Source organism: Microcoleus sp. Pol14D4, from assembly GCF_036701245.1.
Classification (GTDB): Bacteria; Cyanobacteriota; Cyanobacteriia; order Cyanobacteriales; family Microcoleaceae; genus Microcoleus.
This window is the reverse complement of record NZ_JAUBQM010000009.1, coordinates 1-22,928: the sequence shown is the minus strand read 5'-3', so window position 1 is coordinate 22,928 and position 22,928 is coordinate 1. Positions and strand designations below refer to the sequence as shown.

The following is a 22,928-nucleotide window of genomic DNA, read 5'->3' as shown; positions in this document are numbered from 1 at the left end:
GTGCAACATATGAGATTTAACGGATTTAAGGAAGGGATGTTGAGGGAACAAGGAAAAAGGAGATGTTAAGTTGCGATCTCACTTCCCCATTCCCCCTTTTCTATTACCCATTACCTTCTACAATTGTTTCCGCTGCTTCAATGTACTGGCTGTCTAACAGAAAAGCACCTTTTTCAAAACGAATTCCCCAATAATTGCCGGGACGCCGATCGATCACAACGCCTTCAGCGCCGATAGCAATTAAATTCGCAGGCCGCAGCATCGGCATCGGTTCGGCAGTTTTGACGTAAGGCGGCATCGCCACAACTCGGACTTTTTGACCGATTGTAAATTCTTTTTCCATGAGTTTTATTTTCTAAAGAAACACAGCGATAAAGGAATGTTTCTGTTTGATTGATTAATTAGGGATGATAATAAAATGGAGAACTATGAAGCGTAATTAAGGGAATTATCGGCAAAATTATTGATATTTTAGGGTTCCATCTTCGTTATATTCAAGTTCATAATATTTTCCACCTAACCCTAAGTCATGAAGACATCGTTGGTAGTTTTTGGCTCCCATATCGAAAGGGTTGGTTCTGTTCAATCTTGCCCATTCAGCTATCTTTAGCTGGTTAGTTACCCCTGAAGCATCGGCTACGGTTTTGACAATCCAATCAAACATTTTTTGTCCTATAAGCTGTCTTTCACTGTACCTCTCTATATTAGCTATATATTCACCTATAGGCAATCAAACATTTTTTTCCTCTAAGCTGTATCTCATCCCTAACTCGGACGATCGCCCGTAACACCCCTGACCGATCGCGCTACAATTGTCAATCGGGATGAAAATGGCTGATTAGGAAACTAGAGGAGTAGGTGTTATGGCTACAAGTCGTCGCATTGAGCGTGTAGCTTCAATGATTAAACGGGAAGTCAGCCTGATGTTGCTGAATGGAATCAAGGACGACCGGGTAGGTGCCGGTATGGTTAGCGTTACCGATGTAATTGTTTCGGGAGACCTTCAGCATACAAAAATTTTTGTCAGCATCTACGGTACTGATGAGGCGAAGGCCGAGACTATGGAGGGTTTGAAATCTGCTACTAGCTACGTCCGCAGTCAGTTGGGCCAACGATTGCAACTGCGCCGGACGCCGGAAGTGATTTTTCTCGAAGACCGTTCTTTGGAACGGGGCGATAAAATGTTGATACTGCTGAATCAGCTTTCTGCCGATCGCAAACCAGGTATGTTTGATGACGAAGAATTGGCCGAAGGCAATGAAAATGATGATGATGATGATGATTTAGAAGCAGACGACGATTAGTGTCTGAAGGTAGTCAACAGTCCACAGTCAACAGTCCACAGTCAACAGTCCACAGTCAACAGTCCACAATTCCTAATTTCCCATGATTGACAATCTTTCCTTACCAGAACTGGTGGCCCAGATGTTCGTGGTGCGCGCTTCTGGCTGCTTGTTCGACCACCAAATTCGCTATCCCGAATGGGAACCAACTGCTAGCAAACTCCGCTATTATCTGGAAAAGTTGGGCGTCGGCGGGGTGATTTTGGTCGGGGGAAGTGCTGCGGAGTTGGCAGTTCGATCGCACCAATTGCAGTCTTGGGCCAAGTTTCCGCTACTGCTGGCGGCTGATATTGAGGAAGGTGTCGGCCAGCGGTTCGCGGGGGCGACTTGGTTCGGGCCGCCGATGGCGATTGCTGAAGTGGCGCGACACGATGCAGGTAAAGCCGATCGATATGCTGAACAAATGGGCGCTGTCACTGCGATCGAAGCTAGGGCGATCGGTCTAAATTGGATTCTCGCACCGGTGGTTGATGTTAACAACAATCCCGACAATCCTGTGATTAATGTCCGCGCTTTTGGCGAGACACCGGAAATTGTCGGCAAATTAGCCGCTGCTTTTATTCGAGGCGCAGGTGATCACCCGGTTTTGACCACAGCTAAGCATTTTCCCGGCCACGGCGACACGGCGGTTGATTCTCACTTGGAATTGCCAGTTTTGCCACATTCGCCAGCGAGATTAGCCCAGGTTGAGTTACCTTCTTTTGTCGAGGCGATGGCTGCTGGGGTCGATGCTGTGATGAGTGCTCACTTGCTGATTCCGGCTTGGGATGCGGATTTTCCTGCTACTCTTTCTCGCAAAATTTTGATCGGAAAGCTGCGAGAAGAGTTGGGATTTGAAGGTTTGATTGTGACGGATGCTTTGGTGATGGGTGCGATCGCCAATAAATACGGCGCTAATGAAGCTGCTGTTTTGGCTGCTGAGGCTGGTGCGGATGTTTTGCTGATGCCGCTTGACCCGGAAGGGGCGATTCTCGCTGTCTGCGAAGCTGTCACTCAAGGGCGGCTTTCTATATCACAAATCAAGGAGTCTGTCAAGCGTATTTGGAAAGCGAAAATAAAGGTGGGTATGTTGATTTCTGACCCCCTCCAACCTCCTCTTGCTAAGGGGGGGAGCAAGAATTTACAATCCATGGAGTCGATCGACTTAAGTTTGCTGGCAAATCCCCAGGCAAGGGCAACTGCTGTCGATATTTTGCGAGATTCTTTGAAATTTGGTGGCAATCTACCTTTACAGGTTCCAAAAGCCCCAGAAAACCAGCTTTTGCGGAATTTGATTGTTGTAGATGATGTTTTGGGGTGCGAGTTTTTGGGCAACCACACTCCGGCCATCGCCATTCCCGAACAGTTTGGTTACGAATTGCAACTAATTGACGATCGCACAGTTGCGATCGCTGAAAATACAAGTGCAGAGTATGTTTCTCCGACACTGCTGCAAATTTTCATTCGCGGCAATTGCTTCCGAGGCAGTGCTGGTTTGACCGAAGCTGCTCAAGATTGGTTTAAGAAATTATTAAAAACGGGAGAACTGCAAGCTGTGTTAATTTACGGCAGTCCCTACGTTTTAGAGCAATTTTTGCCACACTTGCCTCCGAGTATTCCTTATGTATTTTGTTTTGGGCAAATGCCGGCAGCGCAATCTCTCGTTCTAGAAGTGCTCTTCGGCATTGACGGAACTGCTAATGTTTGAGTTGCCGGACTCCTAAATCTTTCCTTTGCTGTTTCCGTCAAGACTTAAATTCATCAACCCGGTTTCTCGCAAGAAATGTTGCCGTTGGTGGCAAAGCATCCAGAAACCGGGAATCCGATGCGGGTTCCTAAGTTCTGAATTGAGCTTTCCAGCAGATCCGCTTGCTAGTCAGGAAAATGCGCTTTTTATCAATATCCTAAGACAGATCCCATCACTTACTGATGATTCGTATAATTTATTTTTATTTACAGCAGTGAATTGTATAGCTGGATACGGACAAAATTTAACTTCCATATTCGTAAGTTTGGACTATATTATTACCAGGGCCATAAAATTTTTTAGTAAAACATTGAGGGCGCATTATGATTCACTCCACTATTCCCCAAATCCAATACTCTTTAGATGTGATCCAAGATGAAGCGCGTCAGCTCGTGCATGAGGGTGTTCTCAGCCGCCAACAGCCGATCTACACCCTGTGCCAATTCATTCCTCCTCGGGAATGGGCTTGTGTAGAGTGCGAATTAGAAAAATGCGACTTCTTGCTGCGCGATCGCATCGCCGACCTGATCGGTTCTGAAAAATGGGACAATGACTAAAGTTGGGTTCTCTTAAATTAAGTTGGCAAGTAAACTTCGGCTGTGTTAAAGACTCTTGATTCTTTAATACTGGGAATTTTCGGCGCGCAAATTTTCCAACTCGGCCCTCAGCGCTGCCATGTGTGCAGTTAATTCTTGAATCTCTAGCTTTACGTTAGGCTGTACAACCGAATCGGGAGGAGCATCAGTCGCTGCATCTGATTGCTTGGACGAGACAGGCTCACTGTCTGCATTCTCCCGATCGCCCGGTTGAGAGAAAATAGTATCTACAAAATTCCGGGCTTCTCGCTCAGTCGCTTCTCCTTTTTCCAGCAGCTCATCGGCTAGCTGGCCAAAATCTGACTTCAGTTTGTCAAGATTTTCTTCCCGCTTCAGAGGATCTTGCAATGTCTCAATTAAAAAGGAAGTTGCACCTAAAGTTAGGTGAAATCCTGTTTGCAGCATTTGAGGCAGGTTGTCGGGATTCATCTAAAAATGCCGCTAGAACGTTTTTCTGAGTTTTTGCTTCGCTAGTTGCTCCCAAGTCGGGGCGTAAAGCCGCTTCTTAGGGAGAAGATACTTGCCTTCAGGGTAGCGATCGCCCCGATTCAGGAAATATCAGCTTTTGGGGACGTTTTGCCATTGTGCCAATACTAATCGTATCATTACTTCGGAAATTAATAAATGTCAAGTGTAAACTTTTGTAACTGCCAATCCAGACTTTCCGACTGGAAGGCTCAGTCTATTTGATATTTCAGATTAAACAGGACTTAGGCAGTGTGACTAAAAAAAGCTGGTTGCTCGGCCCCCGTGGGTAAGTCCTGTTCCATCCAGTTAAGGATACAGCGCCTCACCTGTGGATGGGTCAAATATAAATAGTCGATCGAAGTCAAGCTGTACCGTCAGTCGATCGCCCGATCGCAAGCGAACACTCGCAGGTATTTGTAACTGTACAGTAGTTTCAGCGCTCAACAACGGCAAACTCGCCCGAATTAAAGTTTCTCGCCCCAGAGGTTCCACTACTTTTACTTCTACATCAAGAGGGACTTTTTCTAATGCCCAAACATCTGTTTTCAAATCATCTTCTTCTGCGGTTTGTGGGGTAAATATTTCTATATTTTCTGGACGGATGCCCAAATCAAACCCTTGTCCTTCTCTCGCGTGCAATTTTTTCTGAATCGAGGGCGGACAGGCTAAATGTTGATTTCCTATTTGAAAAGATTCGTTAGTATATATTACAGGCAAAATGTTCATGGGGGGATTGCCTAAAAATGTTGCCACCATGCGGTTAGCTGGTTTGGCATAAATGCTTTGCGGGTCTCCAATTTGTTGAATCTTTCCCCCATTTAAGACCACAATCTTATCAGCTAAAGTCATCGCTTCCACTTGGTCGTGGGTGACGTAAATTGTGGTAATTCCCAGCCGTTGATGCAGTTGTTTGAGTTCTGCTCTAGTGTCATCTCGCAGTTGAGCATCAAGGTTAGAAAGCGGTTCATCTAAAAGAAATACTTTCGGTTCGCGGGCGATCGCCCTTCCGAGTGCTACACGCTGCTGCTGCCCGCCTGATAGCTGTTTGGGCTTACGCTTGAGAAGGTGGTCGATCGAGAGCGATCGGGCTACTGTTTCGACTCGTTCTTGAATTTTATTCGGGTCAACATTCCGCATCCGCAATCCAAATGCCAAGTTTTCTGCGACAGTCATGTGCGGATAAAGCGCGTAATTTTGAAACACCATTGCTACATCCCGCTGTCTCGCCGGAATGTTGTTAACTAAATTATCTCCGATGTAAAGATTTCCGGAAGTTGCGGTTTCTAAACCTGCAATTGTCCGCATAATTGTGGATTTCCCGCAGCCGGATGGCCCGACTAATACCCAAAATTCCCCGTCCGGGATTTTGAAGCTGATGTTTTCGATCGCGGTGACGTTTTGGTAGCGTCGGGTAATATTTTCTAAGCGAACATTTGCCATTGGTTATTTGTTAGTAGTTATTGGTTGTTAGTTATTTGTTAGTGATTTTTACCTTTTGTCTTCGGAAAGTTTGTTTAATTCTAAAACTGTGCGGGCTAATTCTTCAACGATGGGGGTTGATTCAGCTTGGCAAAACGCTTTTACTAAAGAATTATAATACCAGAGAGAACCGTCTTTGCCGCCTTTGAAGGGTTCCCAAACAGTATCTCCTAATTGACGGGAATCTTTCAGGATCGATCGGACATTATAAAGTTTATCAGCAGCCGAGACTAATCTCACTGAGCCAGAAGCTGTAGAAATGCGATCGATATAGGCTTGTTTTCGCTGACGCCAAGGGGGTTTCGGCGTCTCGTCACTTTCGGTACAGCCGTCTACAATCGCTGTGACAGTATCCCCAAAGCGGCGGCGGATGGCTTCGCGGGTGGTGGCGCCGCCTCGATCTTCGATCGCATCGTGAAGCAAAGCCGCGATCGCCTCATCTTCATTTGCCCCATATTCTAAAGCTATACTAGCAGTGCCCAACAAATGGGCAATGTAGGGAACGCCCGAACCTTTGCGAAGTTGGGTAGCGTGCAATTCTGCTGCATAGGTGAGGGCTTCAGAAAAACGGTTTGAGAGAATCATGAAAGTCACCTTTCTGAATTGCTATGATATATAAATTGTCGGGCTAAGTTGAAAAAACAAAATCTACCAATTTCAATCATGTCATCGAATGCGATCGAGAGCGATCGCTTGTAAACTTATAATAGTTAAACAGAGGTTGCGAGCATGACAGCTACTATAATTATACCCGAAAATGCAGACAAAAACTCAGAGTTAGAATCACATCCTAAATTAGAAAATACACCAGAAATTTCCCACGAATCTGAGCCTAAAAAAGTCATATCTCTTGAAGATTTTTTAGTCAGACCTGCTTATAGAATGGAATGGGTTGACGGCAACTTAGTGGAGAAAACAGGAATGACATTCAAGCACAGTCTAGCTCAATCTAAATTAGCCCGTTTCTGGGGAAATTATAAAGACTCCAGCGGCCAGGGAGGAGAAGTGCTTACAGAAATCCTTTGCCGCACTAGCAAGCGGGGCCGCCGTCCCGATGTTGCTTATATTACTCCTGAACTGCTGCCAGAATCAGGCAATTTTACAGCATTTTCCCAAAGTTTTCCTTTGATAGCGGAAGTTGCTTCCCCCGAAGATAGCGGCGAAGAGTTATTTGCCAAAGCTCAGGAATATTTGGAATCGGGATGTTTAGAAGTTTGGTTGCTATTTCCTGAAGCGAGATTAGTATTTGTGAATGCAGGGCAACGCTGGCGGTTGTTTAATGCGGATGAAGTGGTTAACACTCAAAGTGTGCTTGCAGGTTTTAGCGTAGCCGTCAGTGAATTGTTGGCTTGAGTAATGTGTTCACCTAATTTATTATTAAAACCATTAAATTCAAATTTAAAACTTAAATTCAAGGTAATTTTTTGTATGTTAAGACTTGGTTTAATGAGTATGTGGCAGGGTTTAAATCGAGTTTAAAATAGCTCAAACTACAGGTAACGAAATAAGTATTGATACATTGGAACGCGCTCGATATATAAAGTTCCGCTTTTTCCAATCAACGTCAAAGACTTTTTTCGGGATTTTAAAGAGGGGGTGGAAAAATTTGCTAAACAATCTACGTTTAATTGTACAACAGGAGAGGGGCTTCTAAACTAATGCAATTTTGGCTCAAAGTATTTCTTCTTCGTGAGCTTTATGTGGGCTTCAATCGCTTAATTCCTTTTATGAATCGGTTTCTGGGAGTCATTCCTGTAATTGAAGACGATCCTGATTTGCACTTTTCCTCCGCCTGGACAGACAAAAGAGCGATAGTTTTAATTATCGAGCTGCGTAAAATATTTAAATCTCAACTATCAATTAAAAAAGGGCGGTGGCTAACAACAGCCACCGCCCTCAAGATAGTATTGTGCTATCTAAATCTTTGCTTACGCAGGAAGCAAGACTGAATCAATAATGTGGATGACGCCATTATCAGCAGCAACATCGGCTGCTGTAACGGTAGAATCATTGATTTTGACGCCATTGGAAGCATCAATTTTAACTTCTGAACCTTCCACTGTCTTGGCAGATTTCAGCTTGACCACATCAGCGGCCATAACTTTGCCAGAAACGACATGATAAGTCAAGATTTTTGTGAGCTTAGGAATGTCCTTAAGCAGTGCTTCTACAGTACCTGCGGGAAGCTTAGCAAAAGCTTCGTCAGTAGGCGCAAAAACTGTGAAGGGGCCAGCGCCTTTGAGAGTATCTACTAAACCCGCAGCTTTGACAGCAGCAACTAGGGTTGTAAAAGATCCAGCCGAAACGGCGGTATCAACGATATCAGCCAAGTGAGTCACCTAGTTTTTGTAATCTATAAATCACTATAACGCTAAAAAGTTAATTTAGCTACATTAATTTTTTCTCTGGTTCTGTCTGGTTTTCTGATTATTGAATATAGCATTTTTTATTCAACTCTTTTCCTGAATACCTATCTAAAGATAGATATTTGTTTTTCCGTTTTAGTGTATTTTAATTTATTCATGTAATCCTAAATACATTAGTAAGACGATCGCCCCTGCACGCTTTTTAAACTAAACGCAGGGGGGAGACTGCATCGCCCCTGCTACGACATTTTGATTAACTTGGCAAAACATTCAACCTTCAGCACAGCGATAAGGCCCCGTAAAACCCAACACCCAGACAGATCGCAACAGTTTGTGAAATCCCGATCTAAACTGTTAACAACCATTAACTAGCGGAAGGGTGACATGAGATACAAACTACTAGGTCACAGCGGACTTCGCGTTTCCGAAATCTGCCTAGGAACCATGACTTTTGGGGAAGAGTGGGGTTGGGGGAGCTCCTACGACGAAAGCCGGAAAATGTTCGACGCCTTTGCAGAAGCGGGCGGCAATTTCATTGATACCGCGAATCTCTACACCAACGGTACTAGCGAAAAATATGTCGGTGAGTTGATCGCAGGCGATCGCGAAAAATGGGTAATTGCCACTAAGTATAGCCTCAACATGAAGAATGGCGAAATCAACGGTTTTGGCAACCACCGCAAAAATATGGTGCAAGCAGTAGAAGCAAGTTTGAAGCGATTGCAAGTTGAATACATAGATTTGCTGTGGCTGCACGCTTGGGATTTTACTACACCAGTCGAAGAAGTGATGCGCGCTTTTGACGATTTGATACGCGCCGGCAAAGTTCTTTATATCGGAATTTCGGATACGCCGGCTTGGATTATTTCTCAAGCAAATACGATCGCCAATCTGCGCGGCTGGACACCATTTATCGGTTTGCAAATCGAGTATTCTTTAAAAGAGCGAACTCCAGAACGGGACTTGATCCCTATGGCAAAAGCCTTTGATATTGGCGTCACCGCTTGGAGCCCTTTAGCAGCCGGTTTGCTGACAGGAAAATACAACACTTCAGAAACAGCCAGCGAAGCTAAACGGCTGAATTCACCTGAATCGGGAAAAATTAACGAACGAGACCTAAAAATTGCTGACGAAGTTAGCAAAATAGCAGCCGAAATTGGCAAACCTGCTTCTCAAGTAGCCCTAAATTGGCTGATCCAACAGCCAGTCGAAGTTATTCCGATTGTAGGTTCGCGTAAACTCTCACAACTTCAGGAAAATCTCGCTTGTTTGGAGTTTAAATTAACTCCCGAACAAATGCAGCAGTTAGACAAAGTAAGTGCAATTGAATTGGGTTTTCCTCACGATTTCTTAAAGAGTTCGACGGTGCAAGATTTTGCCTTTGGAGGTGGAATCGCCAAGATTGACAGCCGCCGACTGTAAAGTTGCTGCCATTTTCTAGTCGCGGGTTTACGTTGATATTTTGCGTTTGATGGCAGATACCGGCGAACCCGCCCTTAGAGGGATGATTGGCATTTGTGCTGTGGGGGCGAGGTTAAACTGACACCCACAGCGTAAATGTCGTCACCTTGGTTTCTTGCCACAGACTCGCGTAAAATCTTAGGTTTATCCTTGCGATTACCTGTTTTCTTTGATATTGTTGAGATAGGTGATATTGTGTCAGTTTAACCCCACTGCATAAAGTGTTAATTGTTAATCTATCGGAAGTTAGAAATCTCTGGCGTCCTTTGGTATATTAGGATACAAATTTACCAAATTAGCTATCGGATGAGTTAAAAAAAAGCAAGGTTTGTCAAATCAAAAAGCAACATAGACTTGATGGCAAATTTTCTATCATCTCCAAATAAAGCAATAAAACTCGCTCTTTTTTCACCCCGTAGCTGCCAGTTAAGAGTCATTTTACAAGGTCGATCGGCATTTTAACGGCTTTTGAACCCAGCGTGCAAGCTAGGTGTCTCCTGAGATAAAAGTCATCCTTCAGATAGAAGTTAAGACCGAAAAACTGGGTTACATTTAACAACAATGGCAAGTCTAACAATATTAACTTATCTCTAAGTTTCAATTTTGTTTCAATTTTGAAAAAAGCAGATAAGCCTGTTTTTTCCGCAGCTAAACAGTTTCTTTGTTTGGCTCACTAAATGCGGCGCTTGCTCGTCAATAAAACTTCTCAGATTTATGCTTGCGACTTTCAGTAAGGCACTGCTGAGAAATATATCCTATTGACAACTTTTTGACAACTTTTAACGGACAAATTTTCCTTGACAAATTCCAGAGGCTAATATGTCGCCCCCACAAAACTCAGTAAACAATAATTATAGCAATAAAGAGCGAGCATGGGAGATCCGATTTACCTCTATAGATCCAGCCAAATCGCCCTCTCAATTCGCTGCGTCGCCCGCATTGCGCGCCAACTTATCAACAACTGAGGCTGTAGATACACCAGATTTAGTTTGCCTCTCTCATCTGCGGTGGAATTTTGTCTATCAGCGTCCGCAACATCTCTTGAGTCGCTGTGCCAAAACTCGTCGCGTATTTTTTGTAGAAGAACCGGTGTTTAGCGCGGCTACAGATTGGTGGCTTGATGTCAGCATCCACGAAAGCGGAGTCTGGGTAATAGTACCGCACCTGAGCGAAGGAATCAGCGAAGCAACAGCACAAACTGCTCAGCAAGCCATGCTAGATGATTTGTTTCGATCGGCGGAAATTAGCCAGTACATCCTCTGGTATTACACACCAATGGCTGTCAGTTTCACAAGCCACTTACAGCCGCTAGCTGTAGTCTACGATTGCATGGATGAACTGTCAGCATTCAAAGGCGCACACCCCGATTTAAAAGCCAACGAAAACCAACTATTAAAGCGCGCCAGCGTAGTATTTACCGGGGGACACAACCTTTACGAAGCCAAACAGCACCAGCACCCAAACATTCACCCCTTCCCCAGCAGCATCGAAAAAGAACACTTTGCGACAGCCAGGAATCTTTCAGAAGAACCGGCGGATCAAAAAGACATTCCTCACCCGCGTTTGGGATTTTATGGCGTCATAGACGAACGAATGGATCTCGAACTCCTAGCGGGCATGGCCCAAGCAAGGCCGGACTGGCATTTAGTCATCATTGGCCCGGTGGTGAAAATCGATCCGGCAACTCTGCCAACTCACCCAAATATCCACTATCTTGGTGGCAAATCTTATCAAGAATTGCCAGCGTATCTTGGCGGATGGGATATCGCCATGCTGCCTTTTGCGATTAACGAATCGACTAAGTTTATTAGTCCCACGAAAACTCCAGAATACCTCGCTGCTGGCAAACCGGTGATTTCTACTCCTATCCGCGACGTGGTGCGGCCCTACGGAGAAAACGGCTTGGTTCGGATTGCTAGCAATTCTTCAGAATTCGTTGCTTGTGCTGAAGAAATCCTCAGCGAAAGTTCAGATGTTCGCACCAAGTGGCTGAACGAAGTAGACGCCTTTTTAGCAGACAATTCTTGGGACAACACCTGGGGTGAAATGCTGGGGTTGATAGAAAGTGCGATCGATGATAAAAGGCAGAAAGCTGAAGGCAGGATGAAAGTTGTAAGTTAGGAATGTTGAGGTTGAAGTTAAACAGTTAGACTTTACGGATTCAAAAATTAACACTCAACTCTCCTCGCTTTATGTCCAATTACCAATTATTCCTTACCCTTACCCTTACCCACAATCAGAGGTATTTCAATGTTTGACTATTTAATCGTCGGAGCCGGATTTGCAGGTAGCGTCATTGCCGAAAGACTAGCAAATGAGGCCGGAAAAACTGTCCTGATAATTGATACCCGCAACCACATCGGCGGCAACGCATACGATCACTACGACAATCACGGCATCCTCGTACACAAATACGGCCCCCACATTTTTCACACCAATTCGCGCCAAGTTTTCGAGTATCTTTCGCGGTTCACTGAGTGGCGGCCCTACGAACACCGCGTCCTCGCCAGCGTTGACGGTCAACTGCTGCCAATTCCCATCAATCTCAACACCGTAAACAAACTTTACGGACTGAATCTCACTTCATTTGAAGTAGAAGATTTCTTCGCGAAAGTAGCAGAACCAAAAGATTACATTCGCACTTCCGAAGATGTCGTTGTCAGCAAAGTCGGTCGCGAACTTTACGAGAAATTCTTCCGCAACTACACCCGCAAACAGTGGGGAATGGACCCCTCGGAACTCGACAAGTCAGTGATTGCCCGCGTTCCCACTCGGATTAACCGGGACGATCGCTATTTTACCGATACCTATCAAGCAATGCCCCTGCACGGCTACACTCGGATGTTTGAAAAGATGCTTTCTCACCCAAACATCAAAGTGATGCTGAATACCGACTACCGGGAGATTGAGGGTTTTATTCCTTACGGAGAAATGATTTACACCGGGCCTGTCGATTCCTATTTCAATTATTGCTACGGCAAACTGCCTTACCGTTCCTTGGAATTTAAGCACGAAACGCTGAACGTACCTGTACACCAAGAAGCACCGGTGGTAAATTACCCGAACGAGCATTTATATACTCGCTGCACCGAGTTTAAATATCTGACCGGACAAGAGCATCTAAAAACTAGCATTGTCTACGAATATCCCCAAGCTGAGGGAGACCCTTACTACCCGGTTCCACGTCCAGAAAATGCCGAAATTTACAAGAAATATAAGGCTTTGGCTGATGCAACTCCGGGAGTTTCTTTCGTGGGAAGGCTGGCGACTTACAGGTATTACAACATGGATCAAGTGGTCGCTCAAGCTTTGACAACCTACACACAAATTACTACCAAGCCGGTGATTGAATTGGTAGAAAATGTTAACGCTTCTGCCTCTAATGTCAGCTCCTCCAATGGAGTTGCCCCTCGCCCAGCCGCCGCAGCTTCTCTAGAAGTCGCTGTTGTCAACAACGGCAATGGCACCGGCAACGGCAACGGCAAATCTTCTACCAAGTAGCTGGAAGTTGCGAGTTACTGGTAAAAAGGTAAGGTGCCTCCGGAGCACCTTACTCGGTTTTCATCAAAAGTTATTTAATAATTCAAACAAGAATTGAGGTAAAAATGAACGTTCTAGTTAAAATTGTTTTGTCTCATGAGGTTTTGGAGAATTCTCAATTTGCTCAGTTTCAAAAAGAAATACAGCGTCTAATAGAAAGCGGTGGTAAAATTCTTATGCTGGATTTCTCACAAATAAATTTCCTGAAAAATTCCGAGTTAATGGCTGTAGTCGCGATCGTGAAATTAGTTAGAGACAGCGAATGTATCCTTTTGATATCTGCCATGAGCGAACAAGTTAGAATTCTATTTGAACTCACGGGATTACAGCAAATATTTCATTGTTTGCCGTTTGCGGAAGAATTTTATCTCACAAGTGAGCAAACTGAACCGTTAGGAGGTTTGCAAAGTGTTGCTAGCTAGAGGCAGAGGGACAGAGGGGAGATAGGAAAAATCTTCCTGGTTTTTTATTCCTGGTTTATTGTTCCTTCTCCTGACTAATGACTTCAGCACAAGAGAGTCTTCAGATGAGGCTGTTTTAATGGGCAGAACTTTTGCAAATTAATCAGCAAAAAACTTGTCAAAGTGAGGGTAATTGTAGCTAACCTATAAATATAACTTTGGGTAGATGTGCCGATGAGTTGGTTAGGTAGAGAACTAGAAAATTGCGAAATAGAAGAGTCTGCAACTCTTGATAGTAAGGTGACTGTTCAAGGACGGAAAACAGGTTATCCGCGCCCCCAACTGCGCCGGAGCAACTGGATTTGTCTCAATGGTCAGTGGAGATTTGCTTATGATGACGCGGGCCACTGCGTGCAGCCGATCGATATTTCTGAGTGGACTCACACTATAGAAGTGCCGTTTGCTCCAGAATCGGCAAAAAGCGGGATCGGCGACACGAATTTTCACGCCAACTGCTGGTATGAACGCGAATTTGACATACCCCACACAGAAGGCAGAGTTCTCCTCCACTTTGGGGCCGTAGACTACCGCGCCCGCGTCTGGGTAAACGGTCAGTTTGTCATCGAACACGAAGGCGGACACACTCCTTTCACCGCAGACATTACAGCAGTTGTGAATCTCAACGGGCCGCAGCGGGTGACAGTCTGGGCCCACGACGACCCGCAAGATTTGGAGCAACCGCGCGGCAAGCAAGACTGGCAAATAGAGCCTCACAGTATTTGGTATCCGCGCACGACCGGTATTTGGCAGACAGTTTGGGTAGAATTGGTGCCTCACACTTATATCGAGCGCATCCGCTGGACTCCGCAGTTTGAACGCTGGGAAATTGGTTTTGAAGCCTTTGTCGCGGGCGATCGCCAGTCGGGAATCCAGATTAAAGTTAAACTGTCGATCGGCTGTTTGCTGCTAGTCAACGACACCTACGAAGTTATCAACGGCGAAATCCACCGCCGCATCGCCCTCTCAGACCCTGGTATCGACGACTACCGCAACGAACTGCTGTGGAGTCCCGAAAAGCCGACGCTAATTAACGCTCAAGTGCAGTTGTGGGCCGACGGCAAACTACTCGACGAGATTAAATCCTACACCGCCATGCGGACTGTCAGCATCCAGCGCGATCGCTTCATGCTCAACGGCCGCCCCTACTATTTGCGACTGGTGCTCGACCAAGGTTACTGGCCAGACACCATGATGACTGCCCCTTCCGACGAAGCTTTGCGACACGATGTCGAATTAGTCAAAGCAATGGGTTTCAACGGCGTCCGCAAGCACCAAAAAATCGAAGACCCGCGATTTTTGTACTGGGCTGACGTGCTGGGGCTCTTAGTTTGGGAAGAAATGCCCAGCGCCTACCGCTTCACACCCAAAGCCGTACAAAGGCTGACGCGGGAGTGGACGGAAGTCATCGAGCGCGACGGCAGCCACCCCTGTATTGTAGTCTGGGTGCCGTTCAACGAATCTTGGGGAGTTCCAAATTTAGTCGAAGCTGCAGCCCACCGCAACTACGTGCAAGCGCTGTATTTCTTGACAAAAACCCTCGATTCGACTCGCCCCGTCATCGGTAACGATGGTTGGGAAAGCATCGATACCGACATCCTGGCGATTCACGACTACGACAACAATCCGCAAACCCTAGCCAAGCGCTACGGGCCAGAAGTCCAGCTAGCCGATTTGTTCGATCGCGGGCGTCCCGGCGGGCGAGTCCTCACCCTCGACGGCCACCCGCACCAAGGACAGCCGATGATGCTGACCGAATTCGGTGGCATCGCCTGCGCCGGTCGCGAAAACCCCGATTTTTTCAGGGTTTGGGGCTACGTGCGCGCGTCCGACACGCAGGAACTGCAAAGGCGCTACAGCGCGCTGTTGAAGGTGGTAAACCGAGTGGAAATGTTCAGCGGATTTTGTTACACGCAGTTAACCGATACTTTCCAAGAAGCTAACGGTTTGCTGTATGCCGATCGCACTCCCAAGTTTCCCCTAGAGGCGATCGCGGCGGCAACTCTCGGCTGGGATATACCCGAAGAAAGTTCACAGCCGCAAGCTATTACTCAGTGCTAATCGGGCATGGGGCATGGGCCATGGGGCATGGGGCATGGGGGATCGGTTATTAGTTATTAGTTATTAGTTATTAGTTATTAGTTAACAATTACCAATTTCTAAATTCCTAATGCCCAATGCCCCATGGCCCATGCCCAATGCCTAATGCCCAATGCCCAATGCCCAATGACCCATTACCCATTCGATTGATGTTTCAAAGTTTTTTCATGGGCGGATTTGAATGTTCCACCCACAGAGTGCAATCTGGAAAACGCCTCGATGTCACAGCCGCCACCGGTCACGATAAATTTGCAGCAGCCGACTACCAACGCTTGCAGGAACAAGGCATTTACACAGTCCGCGAAGGCCTCCGCTGGCACTTAATTGAACAGTCGCCCGGAAAATACGATTTTTCCAGTTCCCTCCCAATCATCCGCGCCGCCCGCGACATGAAAATGCAGGTAATTTGGGATTTGTTTCACTACGGCTGGCCTGATGATATTGATATTTTCAGTCCCGAATTTGTGTCCAGGTTTGCAAGCATGGTGCGCGCTTTTATGGAAGTGCTAACTGAGGAAACAGACCAAACACCTTTTGTAACACCTGTCAATGAGATTTCATTTATTGCTTGGGCCGGCGGCGATGTCGCCTACATCAATCCGTTTGCAAAAGGGCGGGGAGACGAGCTCAAAATCCAGTTAGTCAAAGCTGCGATCGCAGCGATAGAATCAGTTTGGGAAGTCAATCCCCGCACTCGCATCGTTCAAATCGATCCCACAATTAACATTATTGCTGACCCTGACAAACCGGAGGATCGGGACGCGGCGGAAGGTTATCGCTTATCTCAATATCAAGCTTGGGATATGTTGGCTGGACGTTTTCGACCGGAACTCGGCGGCAAGGAAAAATATCTCGATATTATTGGGGTGAATTATTACGATCGCAATCAGTGGATTCACAATGAAGACCCGATGAAATACACCGATCCGCTGTATCGGCCGTTTCGCGAACTGCTGCAAGAAGTGTTTGAGCGCTACCGTCGGCCCTTATTTATAGCAGAAACAGGCACTGAAGACGAGTTTAGACCGGTCTGGTTTAATTATGTGTGTACTGAGGTAGTGGCGGCGATGAAAGCAGGAGTTCCGATAGAGGGAATCTGCTTGTATCCGATTGTCAACCATCCGGGTTGGGACGACGACAGGCACTGTTACAATGGTTTGTGGGATTATTGCAATGAATCGGGCGATCGAGAAATTTATCAGCCTTTGGCGGATGAATTGCAGTTTCAAAGGCAGCAGATTGAACCGTTGCTGAAGTTGCAGGATTGACAATCGGGGCGATCTAATTCTTTAGGGTGCGCTGCGGCGCACCTTAAGCTGTTAATCTAATTAATAGTCTGATCTCGTGTCCGTTCTATCGACTGCAATATCCGAAAAAAGCCTTGAGCTGCTTTAAGAAAGCAAATAGCTCTACAACCGCTGCTCTCATTCTTCCCATGGACTGCCTTTGGCTTCCAACTCTGCCATTTTTTCCTTCCTTAGTTCATGTAAGGTTCTATTAGTCGAACTAAGCACTGCCCATTCATAAATACTTATAGAAGACCAACCAGTAACTTTCTTTCCCCAATTATTATAGGAGATTTCTTCCCCATTAAATCTGACGAATGTATCATCAATTATTATAGCTTCCGAGCTTTCAAACTCTTTAATTTCAATGCTATCCCCAGCTTTGATTAATTCCCACTCAAACAACTGGTCCATTCGAGGTAGCCAAGTTCTATTAAAGCCCGAATCAGTGGATATAATTTCTTCCTTGATTGTAGAACATTCTCCGGCTAAACCCACGTAAAAATCATCCAGTTGTGGCGGAGGCAAAAGTTTCTCAATCCTCAAAAAACCTTGCTCTCCTATAAAAACAGGAGTGATCTTAAGACAGCTCGCGTCTACCCCATTTGCAATCAACCAAGCAACAGCAGAAAGGGTTTGCTCATCAAAGGATGAGGCTATAAGTATTATTCGTTGTTTTTTGTTAAAGGTTTTGAGTGCGTCATTGCTTGACAAGAATTTATTTAACTCTCGTCTCGCTTTTTCACTAGGAGTCAAATCACCTAATTCATACTCATCTTTGTGGATATCGATATACGAACTATAGACCAACTCTACAAGGGATTCAGGTGTAGAAATTTTGGCATAACTCGCGGCATACCTGATAGCTTGAGATTCAAAAGGTTCTTTTCTGGCTTTGATGTCTTGTACGTCGCGTTTAATCTCGATTAGAACAATATTGCCATCTGCATCAATGGCAGTCAGGTCGCTAATCCCGTTACTCGCATTACGAACTTGTTGGCCTACAATTAGAAGAGTTTGGTCATCCCCAAAGAGCAAATTAATGTTTTTGCGTAAGAACTCTTCAATATGTCTTTCCTGTAAGTTTAAGTCTTTAAAGTTTCTAACTTTTATTTCTATTGCTTCGTTCCTCTGGATGCCGCTGTGGTCGAAAGTAACAGGTATGTACATCGCACTCCCTTTGCTGCTATTAGCTGTCTAAGTGTTCAACTATATTGAGCCTATGTATCCGCTCAATAATCCGGGGTAAATCGCTCAACGATGCACCAGAAACCAAACTAAATAAAGCCTGTTTTTTCTGTTGCTGGGGGCTGTCACGCCTCTTCTGGGCAAAAACCCGGTTTCTGGCTATCCGTGCGTAAGTCCTAATAGCAATAAGGGCGGGCAAGATGCCCACCCCACATACTAGATATCACTTTGATATCAGACTTAAATTTTCAATACCCCCAGGGGAATTCGAATCCCCGTCGCATCCGTGAAAGGGATGTGTCCTAGGCCTCTAGACGATGGGGGCGCGTCGTTGCGTTTGCTTGTGTTCCGCACCTTTATTACCTTAACTAATCTTTCCCAATCTGTCAACTACTTTGCGAAACTTTTTTTTCTACTCGTCCCAAAGCACGTCACAGTAGGCTTTGAGGATGGCGGCGCAATTGCCGATCGCCCCGAGATGAGCAATTTCAAAGCCGTGGGTGTTCTGGGTGGGGAAAGCCAAACAAGCGGCGCGGGCTACGTGGCCGAACTTCATCGCGATCGAAGCATCGCTCCCAAAACCGCTAATTACCGCCAACTGCACCTCTACATCGGCTGCTGCGGCTGCTGCGCGCAATTGGGCGTTCAATCCTTCATCGTAGACTCCGTAGCCGTCCTGAACCAGCAAAACCGGGTTTTCGCTGTCAAGAATCGGGTATTCCGGTGCCAGAGGGCAAATTTCCAAAGCGATCAGCGCGTCCAACGGCTGGCGCTGCGTGAAATACAAAGCTCCGATCGCCCCAACCTCCTCCTTCGCCGACGCTACCAAATAAACATTCACCGCAGGCTCTTTCAAACATTCCGCCAGAGCCAGCAAAATCGCCACTGAAGCCTTGTTGTCCAGAGTGTAGCTGGCGATCCAATCCTTCAACCGCAGCGGGCGCTTGCGGTGCTTTCCCACCACCATCCGCGTGCCCGGTCGAATTCCGGCCTCGGCTAATTCCTCAGCAGTACACTTAGTTTCGATCCAGGCATTTTCCCACTTTAAAGAAACATCTTCCTGCTGAGCTTTCTGAGGAGATTCGTGAGAAACATGGCGGGAACCGAAGCTGAGAATGCCGCTAATTGTTTGCTTGTCTCCGAGCAAATCCACCACGCCTTCGCCGTAAATCCAAGGAAACGAGCCGCCCAATCTGCGGACTTCCACGCGGCCCCCCTCGCCTATTGTTTTAACTAGGGCGCCAATTTCGTCTTTGTGGGCGGTAATGGCGATCGACTTTTCGGGATTGCGGCCCTTAATTAGGGCGATCGCATTGTCCGCGCGATCGACCCAAGCATTCACTCCCAGGGCGGCGAATTTTTCCATCAACCGCTGGTTAATTTCCGATTCCGCACCGCTGGGTGAGTGCAGCATTACTAATTCTTCGATTGTTTGGAACAGGCGATCGAACTCTAACATTTTTTATTTTCGTTTTTAGGAGCGAATTTTGACATATTAAAGCACATTTACCCACTATTTCCCGGCGGTACACTTAGTTTTAATTCAGGCATTTTCCCACTTGAAAGAAACATCTTTCTGCTGAGCTTTTTGAGGAGTGTAGGAATGAAGCAATTGGAGGCAGCAAAGGGCGATTGAGTAACAAAAATCATGCGATCGCGTGGATGCGTTGGGCAATCCGTTGGGGTTTCACCTCACGCCCCGACAAACTGGTGACGCCAGCAGGAGGCGACCAACGGCAGCCGTTACTGGTAGCGGATACACTGCTGGCTAACAAGGGCTATGATCCAGATCAGCGTGTGATTGACCGCCTCAAGGCCGAGGGGAAGACCACCGTGATTTCACCTCGCCGCAATTGCAAGACCCTAGAAACTTACGATGCTCAATTGTACAAAGCCCGTCATTTGATTGAGAACTTTTTCCCCAAGCTCAAGCAGTATCAGGCAATCGCGACGCGCTGTCACCCTAGGGCGGTGAACTTTCCGGCGTGCGATTCTTCTGGCTGCTGCGGTCATTTGGTTGAATTGATGACACCCCCTAAATTAACTTGACAGTGCCGTAAACTAATATGCCTGACCTCTTGAGCACCTTCTTTTCTAATAATTTCATTCCTCACGGGCATTGTTACCTCTGGAAACCGGGGTTAGTCTGGCTGCACTTAATGTCAGATGCCTTGACTACCCTCGCTTATTTCTCGGTGGCGGTTGCCATTGTTTATTTTACGAATGAGCGTAAGGATCTGCCTGCCCACACGGTGATACTGCTGGTGGGTTTCTTTTTTATCTTTGCCTTATGTGGCACGACCCACCTGATGGAAATAGTGACACTTTGGCACCCCATTTATTGGGTTTCAGGACTGATCAAAGCTGTCACTGGTGCTTGGTCTTTGTATACCTTCACCTTTTTACTTATTCCCTTAATTCCAGTGGCACTCGATACGCCGAGTCCAGCTCAACTTGCCCTTACAAACCAGGAACTAGAAGAGAGTCGCCGCCGTATCCAGGCGATTAATGTGGAGCTAGAGCAACGGGTGCAGGAACGCACTTCCCAACTCGAAGCGTCTAATCGCACCAAAGACGAATTATTGAGGCGTGAACAAATAATTCGGGCAGAGGCAGAGGCAGCTAACCGTGCCAAGGATGAGTTTCTCTCGATTCTTTCTCATGAACTCAGAACCCCTCTCAACGCGATCTTAGGGTGGTCAACGATGTTAAGGCAGAAAAATCTGAGTGAGGATAAGGTGGCGCGGGCTTTGGAGACGATCGAGCGAAACGCGAAGTCTCAAGCCCAGCTCATCGAAGACATCCTCGATGTTTCTCGCATCATCACAGGTAAACTGCGCCTCCGAGTCCGTCCTGTCAACCTCGTGCCGGTGATTGAATCGGCTATTGAGTCTGTACAATTGGCGGCTGAGGCAAAGTCAATTCGCCTGCAAAGCGTACTCGATTCTGAAGCTGGTCCGCTCTTGGGTGATGCCGATAGGTTGCAGCAAGTTGTGTGGAATCTACTTTCTAACGCCGTCAAATTTACTCCTAAAGACGGGCGAGTCCAGATTCTTTTGCAGCGAGTTAATTCCCATGTTGAAATTACTGTCAGCGACACTGGAGCAGGCATCAGCTCCGACTTTCTACCGTTGGTCTTCGATCGCTTCAGCCAGCACGACAGCACGACTACTCGGAGTTATGGGGGGTTAGGTTTAGGGTTAGCCATTGTGCGTCAATTAGTTGAATTACACGGCGGGACTGTAACGGTAGTAAGTCCAGGGATAGGACAGGGGACGACCTTTACAGTCAAACTGCCTGTGATGATTATCCATCTACCACCCACCGCTCCAGAGCCATTAAACTCGCTCGTCGAAGCGAATGGGAGGTTTCAGACCTCGCCGACCCTTGAAGGCTTACAAATCTTAGTGGTAGAGGACGAGGCTGACGCGCTAGAGTTGCTGAGCACAATTCTCGGAAAGTATGGTGCTGAGGTCATGGCCGTGGCTTCGGTCAAGGAGGCCTTGACCATTATCGAAACCGCAACCGATCGCAAGCCCGATGTTTTAGTGAGCGATATTGGGATGCCGGATGAGGATGGCTACTCCCTGATCCGCAAGTTGCGTCAGCTTGAAGCGCAGCGGGGCGGTAGGCTACCCGCGATCGCCCTGACGGCTTATGCCCGGAATGACGATCGTCAGCAGGCACTATTAGCAGGTTTTCAGATGCATTTGACCAAACCCGTAGATGCTGCTGAGTTAGTGGCGGTGGTGGCCAGCCTCACCGGACGTACAAGCAGGTGCTAAAACCCAGGTGTTCAAGAACAAATGTTGCGTTTGAGAATAATGGGCTTCTTGTCTGCTAGGGGACAAGGCAAATCAAGCTTGTGGGTGTTGTCTCTAGCACAAACCTCTGTTAACTTGATTCAGGTAGCAGGTCTAGTGTATTTAGGATAGGAAGCACTGTGAGTAGTTGTCGAGTAGAGCCTGCATGAGTGCTATATTCTCTAATATCAATTCCGGTTGCACCGGAATGATATATTCAAAGAGCATCAAGAGTGCTACGAGGACAAGTCAGGCCTAAACGCCTCAAGTTAGAGCCTCATCAAACCTCCTCGCCCGTTGTCTAAACTTTATCGTCAAGCGTCAGACCCAATTGAACGGACACGCTACCAAATAATTTGGCTCTTAGCAACTCGACGAGTTACCGAAGATGTCGCGGATGTCGCGGGTTACTGCCGTAACTCTATATATCGCGAACGTTCGCCGCTACAATCAATTAGGTGCTAATGGGTTGAAAGACAAACGTCATCAACATCCGGGTACTCAACCTTTACTCTCTGTGGTGGAACAAGCACAAATGAAGCAAACTTTACGAACTCCCACTGCTGATGCAGGATTATGAAACAGTCGTAAAGTTGCTGAGTGGATGAGTAATTTACGCTTAGCGTCCAGGAGCGCGTACAAAGGGGTTGGGACTATCTACGTTCGTTGGAGTTTCGCTTACGGATACCCAGATCGAAACACGACCTTGCTGACCTTGAAGTCCAAGAAGCTTGGAAAAAAAACTGCGAGGGCAAGCTAAACGAATTCAACATTAGCATCCATTGGCAGCAGTAAAAGTGTGGGGAATGGATGAGCATCGTCTGGGATTAAAGCCAATAATTCGGCGAGTCTGGGTAGGGTATGGGGAGCGACCCATAGCCAAGGTAAATTGGCGCTATCAATGGCTATGGTTATATGGTTTTGTATACCCGTCAACGGGAGAAACCTACTTTTGGATTCTGCCAAAAGTTAACATCAAGCTTTTCAACTTAGTTTTAGAAGATTTTGCTAGAGAATTGGGAGTTGGTAAAAATAAATCTGGGGGGGTGACAACCCGCCCCAAACCCATAGTTAGTAAGGATTGAGCCAACTTGTGGTAAAAAAAGATAGGCAG

21 protein-coding genes, 1 tRNA gene and 1 pseudogene are annotated in these 22,928 nt (G+C 46.5%); 14 read left to right on the top strand and 9 right to left on the bottom strand.

The features are described 5' to 3' along the window. Positions 1 to 103: 103 nt before the first annotated feature. Both sipA and QUA33_RS06270 read right to left on the bottom strand, forming a co-directional pair. Positions 104 to 343 (bottom strand): regulatory protein SipA, encoded by a 240-nt coding sequence (gene sipA, locus QUA33_RS06275; RefSeq protein ID WP_333058291.1) that lies wholly within the window; start codon positions 341 to 343, stop codon positions 104 to 106. 117 nt (positions 344 to 460) lie between these two features. Beyond that, positions 461 to 730 carry a hypothetical protein gene (locus tag QUA33_RS06270; RefSeq protein ID WP_333147368.1) on the bottom strand — a complete coding sequence of 90 codons (270 nt, stop codon included), beginning with the start codon at positions 728 to 730 and terminating at the stop codon, positions 461 to 463. A 133-nt stretch (positions 731 to 863) separates the two neighbouring features. Here QUA33_RS06270 and rbfA point away from each other — a divergent pair, with 133 nt between their 5' ends. The 3 genes from rbfA to QUA33_RS06255 all read left to right on the top strand — a co-directional run bounded on the left by rbfA (position 864) and on the right by QUA33_RS06255 (position 3,626). Further along, complete coding sequence (rbfA, locus tag QUA33_RS06265; RefSeq protein ID WP_333147366.1) at positions 864 to 1,304, top strand: 30S ribosome-binding factor RbfA; 441 nt, start codon at positions 864 to 866, stop codon at positions 1,302 to 1,304. 82 nt (positions 1,305 to 1,386) lie between these two features. Next, positions 1,387 to 3,030 carry a glycoside hydrolase family 3 N-terminal domain-containing protein gene (locus tag QUA33_RS06260; protein ID WP_333147364.1) on the top strand — a complete coding sequence of 548 codons (1,644 nt, stop codon included), beginning with the start codon at positions 1,387 to 1,389 and terminating at the stop codon, positions 3,028 to 3,030. 362 nt (positions 3,031 to 3,392) lie between these two features. Beyond that, positions 3,393 to 3,626 (top strand): DUF4327 family protein, encoded by a 234-nt coding sequence (locus tag QUA33_RS06255; protein WP_333035426.1) that lies wholly within the window; start codon positions 3,393 to 3,395, stop codon positions 3,624 to 3,626. Positions 3,627 to 3,689: 63 nt separating this feature from the next. Here the strand turns inward: QUA33_RS06255 and QUA33_RS06250 are convergent, their stop codons facing one another. From QUA33_RS06250 to QUA33_RS06240, 3 genes are all read right to left on the bottom strand, one after another. After that, entirely contained in the window at positions 3,690 to 4,094 is a 405-nt protein-coding gene (locus tag QUA33_RS06250; protein WP_333097036.1) for a hypothetical protein, read from the bottom strand. Between the two features lie 345 nt (positions 4,095 to 4,439). Continuing rightward, positions 4,440 to 5,573: an ABC transporter ATP-binding protein gene (locus QUA33_RS06245; RefSeq protein WP_333147362.1), complete on the bottom strand. Its 1,134-nt coding sequence runs from the start codon at positions 5,571 to 5,573 to the stop codon at positions 4,440 to 4,442. Between the two features lie 48 nt (positions 5,574 to 5,621). Then, a complete protein-coding gene (locus QUA33_RS06240; protein ID WP_333147360.1) occupies positions 5,622 to 6,197 on the bottom strand; it encodes an HD domain-containing protein in 576 nt (191 codons plus the stop codon). Positions 6,198 to 6,341: 144 nt separating this feature from the next. Between QUA33_RS06240 and QUA33_RS06235 the strand changes: the two genes are divergently transcribed. Continuing rightward, positions 6,342 to 6,965, top strand: a complete 624-nt coding sequence (locus QUA33_RS06235) for a Uma2 family endonuclease (RefSeq protein WP_333147358.1) — start codon at positions 6,342 to 6,344, stop codon at positions 6,963 to 6,965. Between the two features lie 575 nt (positions 6,966 to 7,540). Here the strand turns inward: QUA33_RS06235 and QUA33_RS06230 are convergent. After that, positions 7,541 to 7,942, bottom strand: a complete 402-nt coding sequence (locus tag QUA33_RS06230) for a fasciclin domain-containing protein (protein WP_333035415.1) — start codon at positions 7,940 to 7,942, stop codon at positions 7,541 to 7,543. 420 nt (positions 7,943 to 8,362) lie between these two features. On the opposite strand from QUA33_RS06230, the gene QUA33_RS06225 reads away from it, so the two are divergent. The 6 genes from QUA33_RS06225 to QUA33_RS06200 all read left to right on the top strand — a co-directional run bounded on the left by QUA33_RS06225 (position 8,363) and on the right by QUA33_RS06200 (position 16,805). Continuing rightward, complete coding sequence (locus tag QUA33_RS06225) at positions 8,363 to 9,400, top strand: aldo/keto reductase (RefSeq protein ID WP_333147356.1); 1,038 nt, start codon at positions 8,363 to 8,365, stop codon at positions 9,398 to 9,400. Positions 9,401 to 10,258: 858 nt separating this feature from the next. Beyond that, entirely contained in the window at positions 10,259 to 11,560 is a 1,302-nt protein-coding gene (locus QUA33_RS06220) for a glycosyltransferase family 1 protein (protein ID WP_333147354.1), read from the top strand. Positions 11,561 to 11,689: 129 nt separating this feature from the next. Continuing rightward, entirely contained in the window at positions 11,690 to 12,940 is a 1,251-nt protein-coding gene (gene glf / locus QUA33_RS06215) for a UDP-galactopyranose mutase (RefSeq protein ID WP_333097045.1), read from the top strand. A 104-nt stretch (positions 12,941 to 13,044) separates the two neighbouring features. Next, positions 13,045 to 13,401, top strand: a complete 357-nt coding sequence (locus QUA33_RS06210) for an STAS domain-containing protein (RefSeq protein WP_333147352.1) — start codon at positions 13,045 to 13,047, stop codon at positions 13,399 to 13,401. A gap of 213 nt (positions 13,402 to 13,614) precedes the next feature. After that, the gene (locus QUA33_RS06205) at positions 13,615 to 15,498 is read left to right on the top strand and encodes a glycoside hydrolase family 2 TIM barrel-domain containing protein (RefSeq protein WP_333147350.1); all 1,884 of its coding nucleotides are present in this window, start codon (positions 13,615 to 13,617) and stop codon (positions 15,496 to 15,498) included. Between the two features lie 158 nt (positions 15,499 to 15,656). Then, the gene (locus QUA33_RS06200) at positions 15,657 to 16,805 is read left to right on the top strand and encodes a beta-glucosidase (RefSeq protein ID WP_333147348.1); all 1,149 of its coding nucleotides are present in this window, start codon (positions 15,657 to 15,659) and stop codon (positions 16,803 to 16,805) included. Positions 16,806 to 16,961: 156 nt separating this feature from the next. On the opposite strand, the gene QUA33_RS06195 is transcribed toward QUA33_RS06200, so the two are convergent. From QUA33_RS06195 to QUA33_RS06185, 3 genes are all read right to left on the bottom strand, one after another. Beyond that, the gene (locus tag QUA33_RS06195; RefSeq protein ID WP_333147346.1) at positions 16,962 to 17,993 is read right to left on the bottom strand and encodes a hypothetical protein; all 1,032 of its coding nucleotides are present in this window, start codon (positions 17,991 to 17,993) and stop codon (positions 16,962 to 16,964) included. A gap of 270 nt (positions 17,994 to 18,263) precedes the next feature. Next, a tRNA-Glu gene (locus QUA33_RS06190) sits at positions 18,264 to 18,336 on the bottom strand. A gap of 87 nt (positions 18,337 to 18,423) precedes the next feature. After that, positions 18,424 to 19,470 carry a M42 family peptidase gene (locus QUA33_RS06185; RefSeq protein WP_333147344.1) on the bottom strand — a complete coding sequence of 349 codons (1,047 nt, stop codon included), beginning with the start codon at positions 19,468 to 19,470 and terminating at the stop codon, positions 18,424 to 18,426. A 173-nt stretch (positions 19,471 to 19,643) separates the two neighbouring features. Here QUA33_RS06185 and QUA33_RS06180 point away from each other — a divergent pair, with 173 nt between their 5' ends. The 4 genes and pseudogenes from QUA33_RS06180 to QUA33_RS28185 all read left to right on the top strand — a co-directional run. Continuing rightward, positions 19,644 to 20,060, top strand: a complete 417-nt coding sequence (locus QUA33_RS06180) for a hypothetical protein (RefSeq protein ID WP_333147343.1) — start codon at positions 19,644 to 19,646, stop codon at positions 20,058 to 20,060. Positions 20,061 to 20,077: 17 nt separating this feature from the next. Then, entirely contained in the window at positions 20,078 to 21,796 is a 1,719-nt protein-coding gene (locus QUA33_RS06175; RefSeq protein ID WP_333147341.1) for an ATP-binding protein, read from the top strand. A 415-nt stretch (positions 21,797 to 22,211) separates the two neighbouring features. Next, positions 22,212 to 22,394: a hypothetical protein gene (locus tag QUA33_RS06170; RefSeq protein ID WP_333147339.1), complete on the top strand. Its 183-nt coding sequence runs from the start codon at positions 22,212 to 22,214 to the stop codon at positions 22,392 to 22,394. Between the two features lie 68 nt (positions 22,395 to 22,462). Further along, positions 22,463 to 22,609, top strand: a pseudogene (locus tag QUA33_RS28185) (winged helix-turn-helix domain-containing protein); the annotation flags it as partial. Positions 22,610 to 22,928 lie beyond the last annotated feature (319 nt).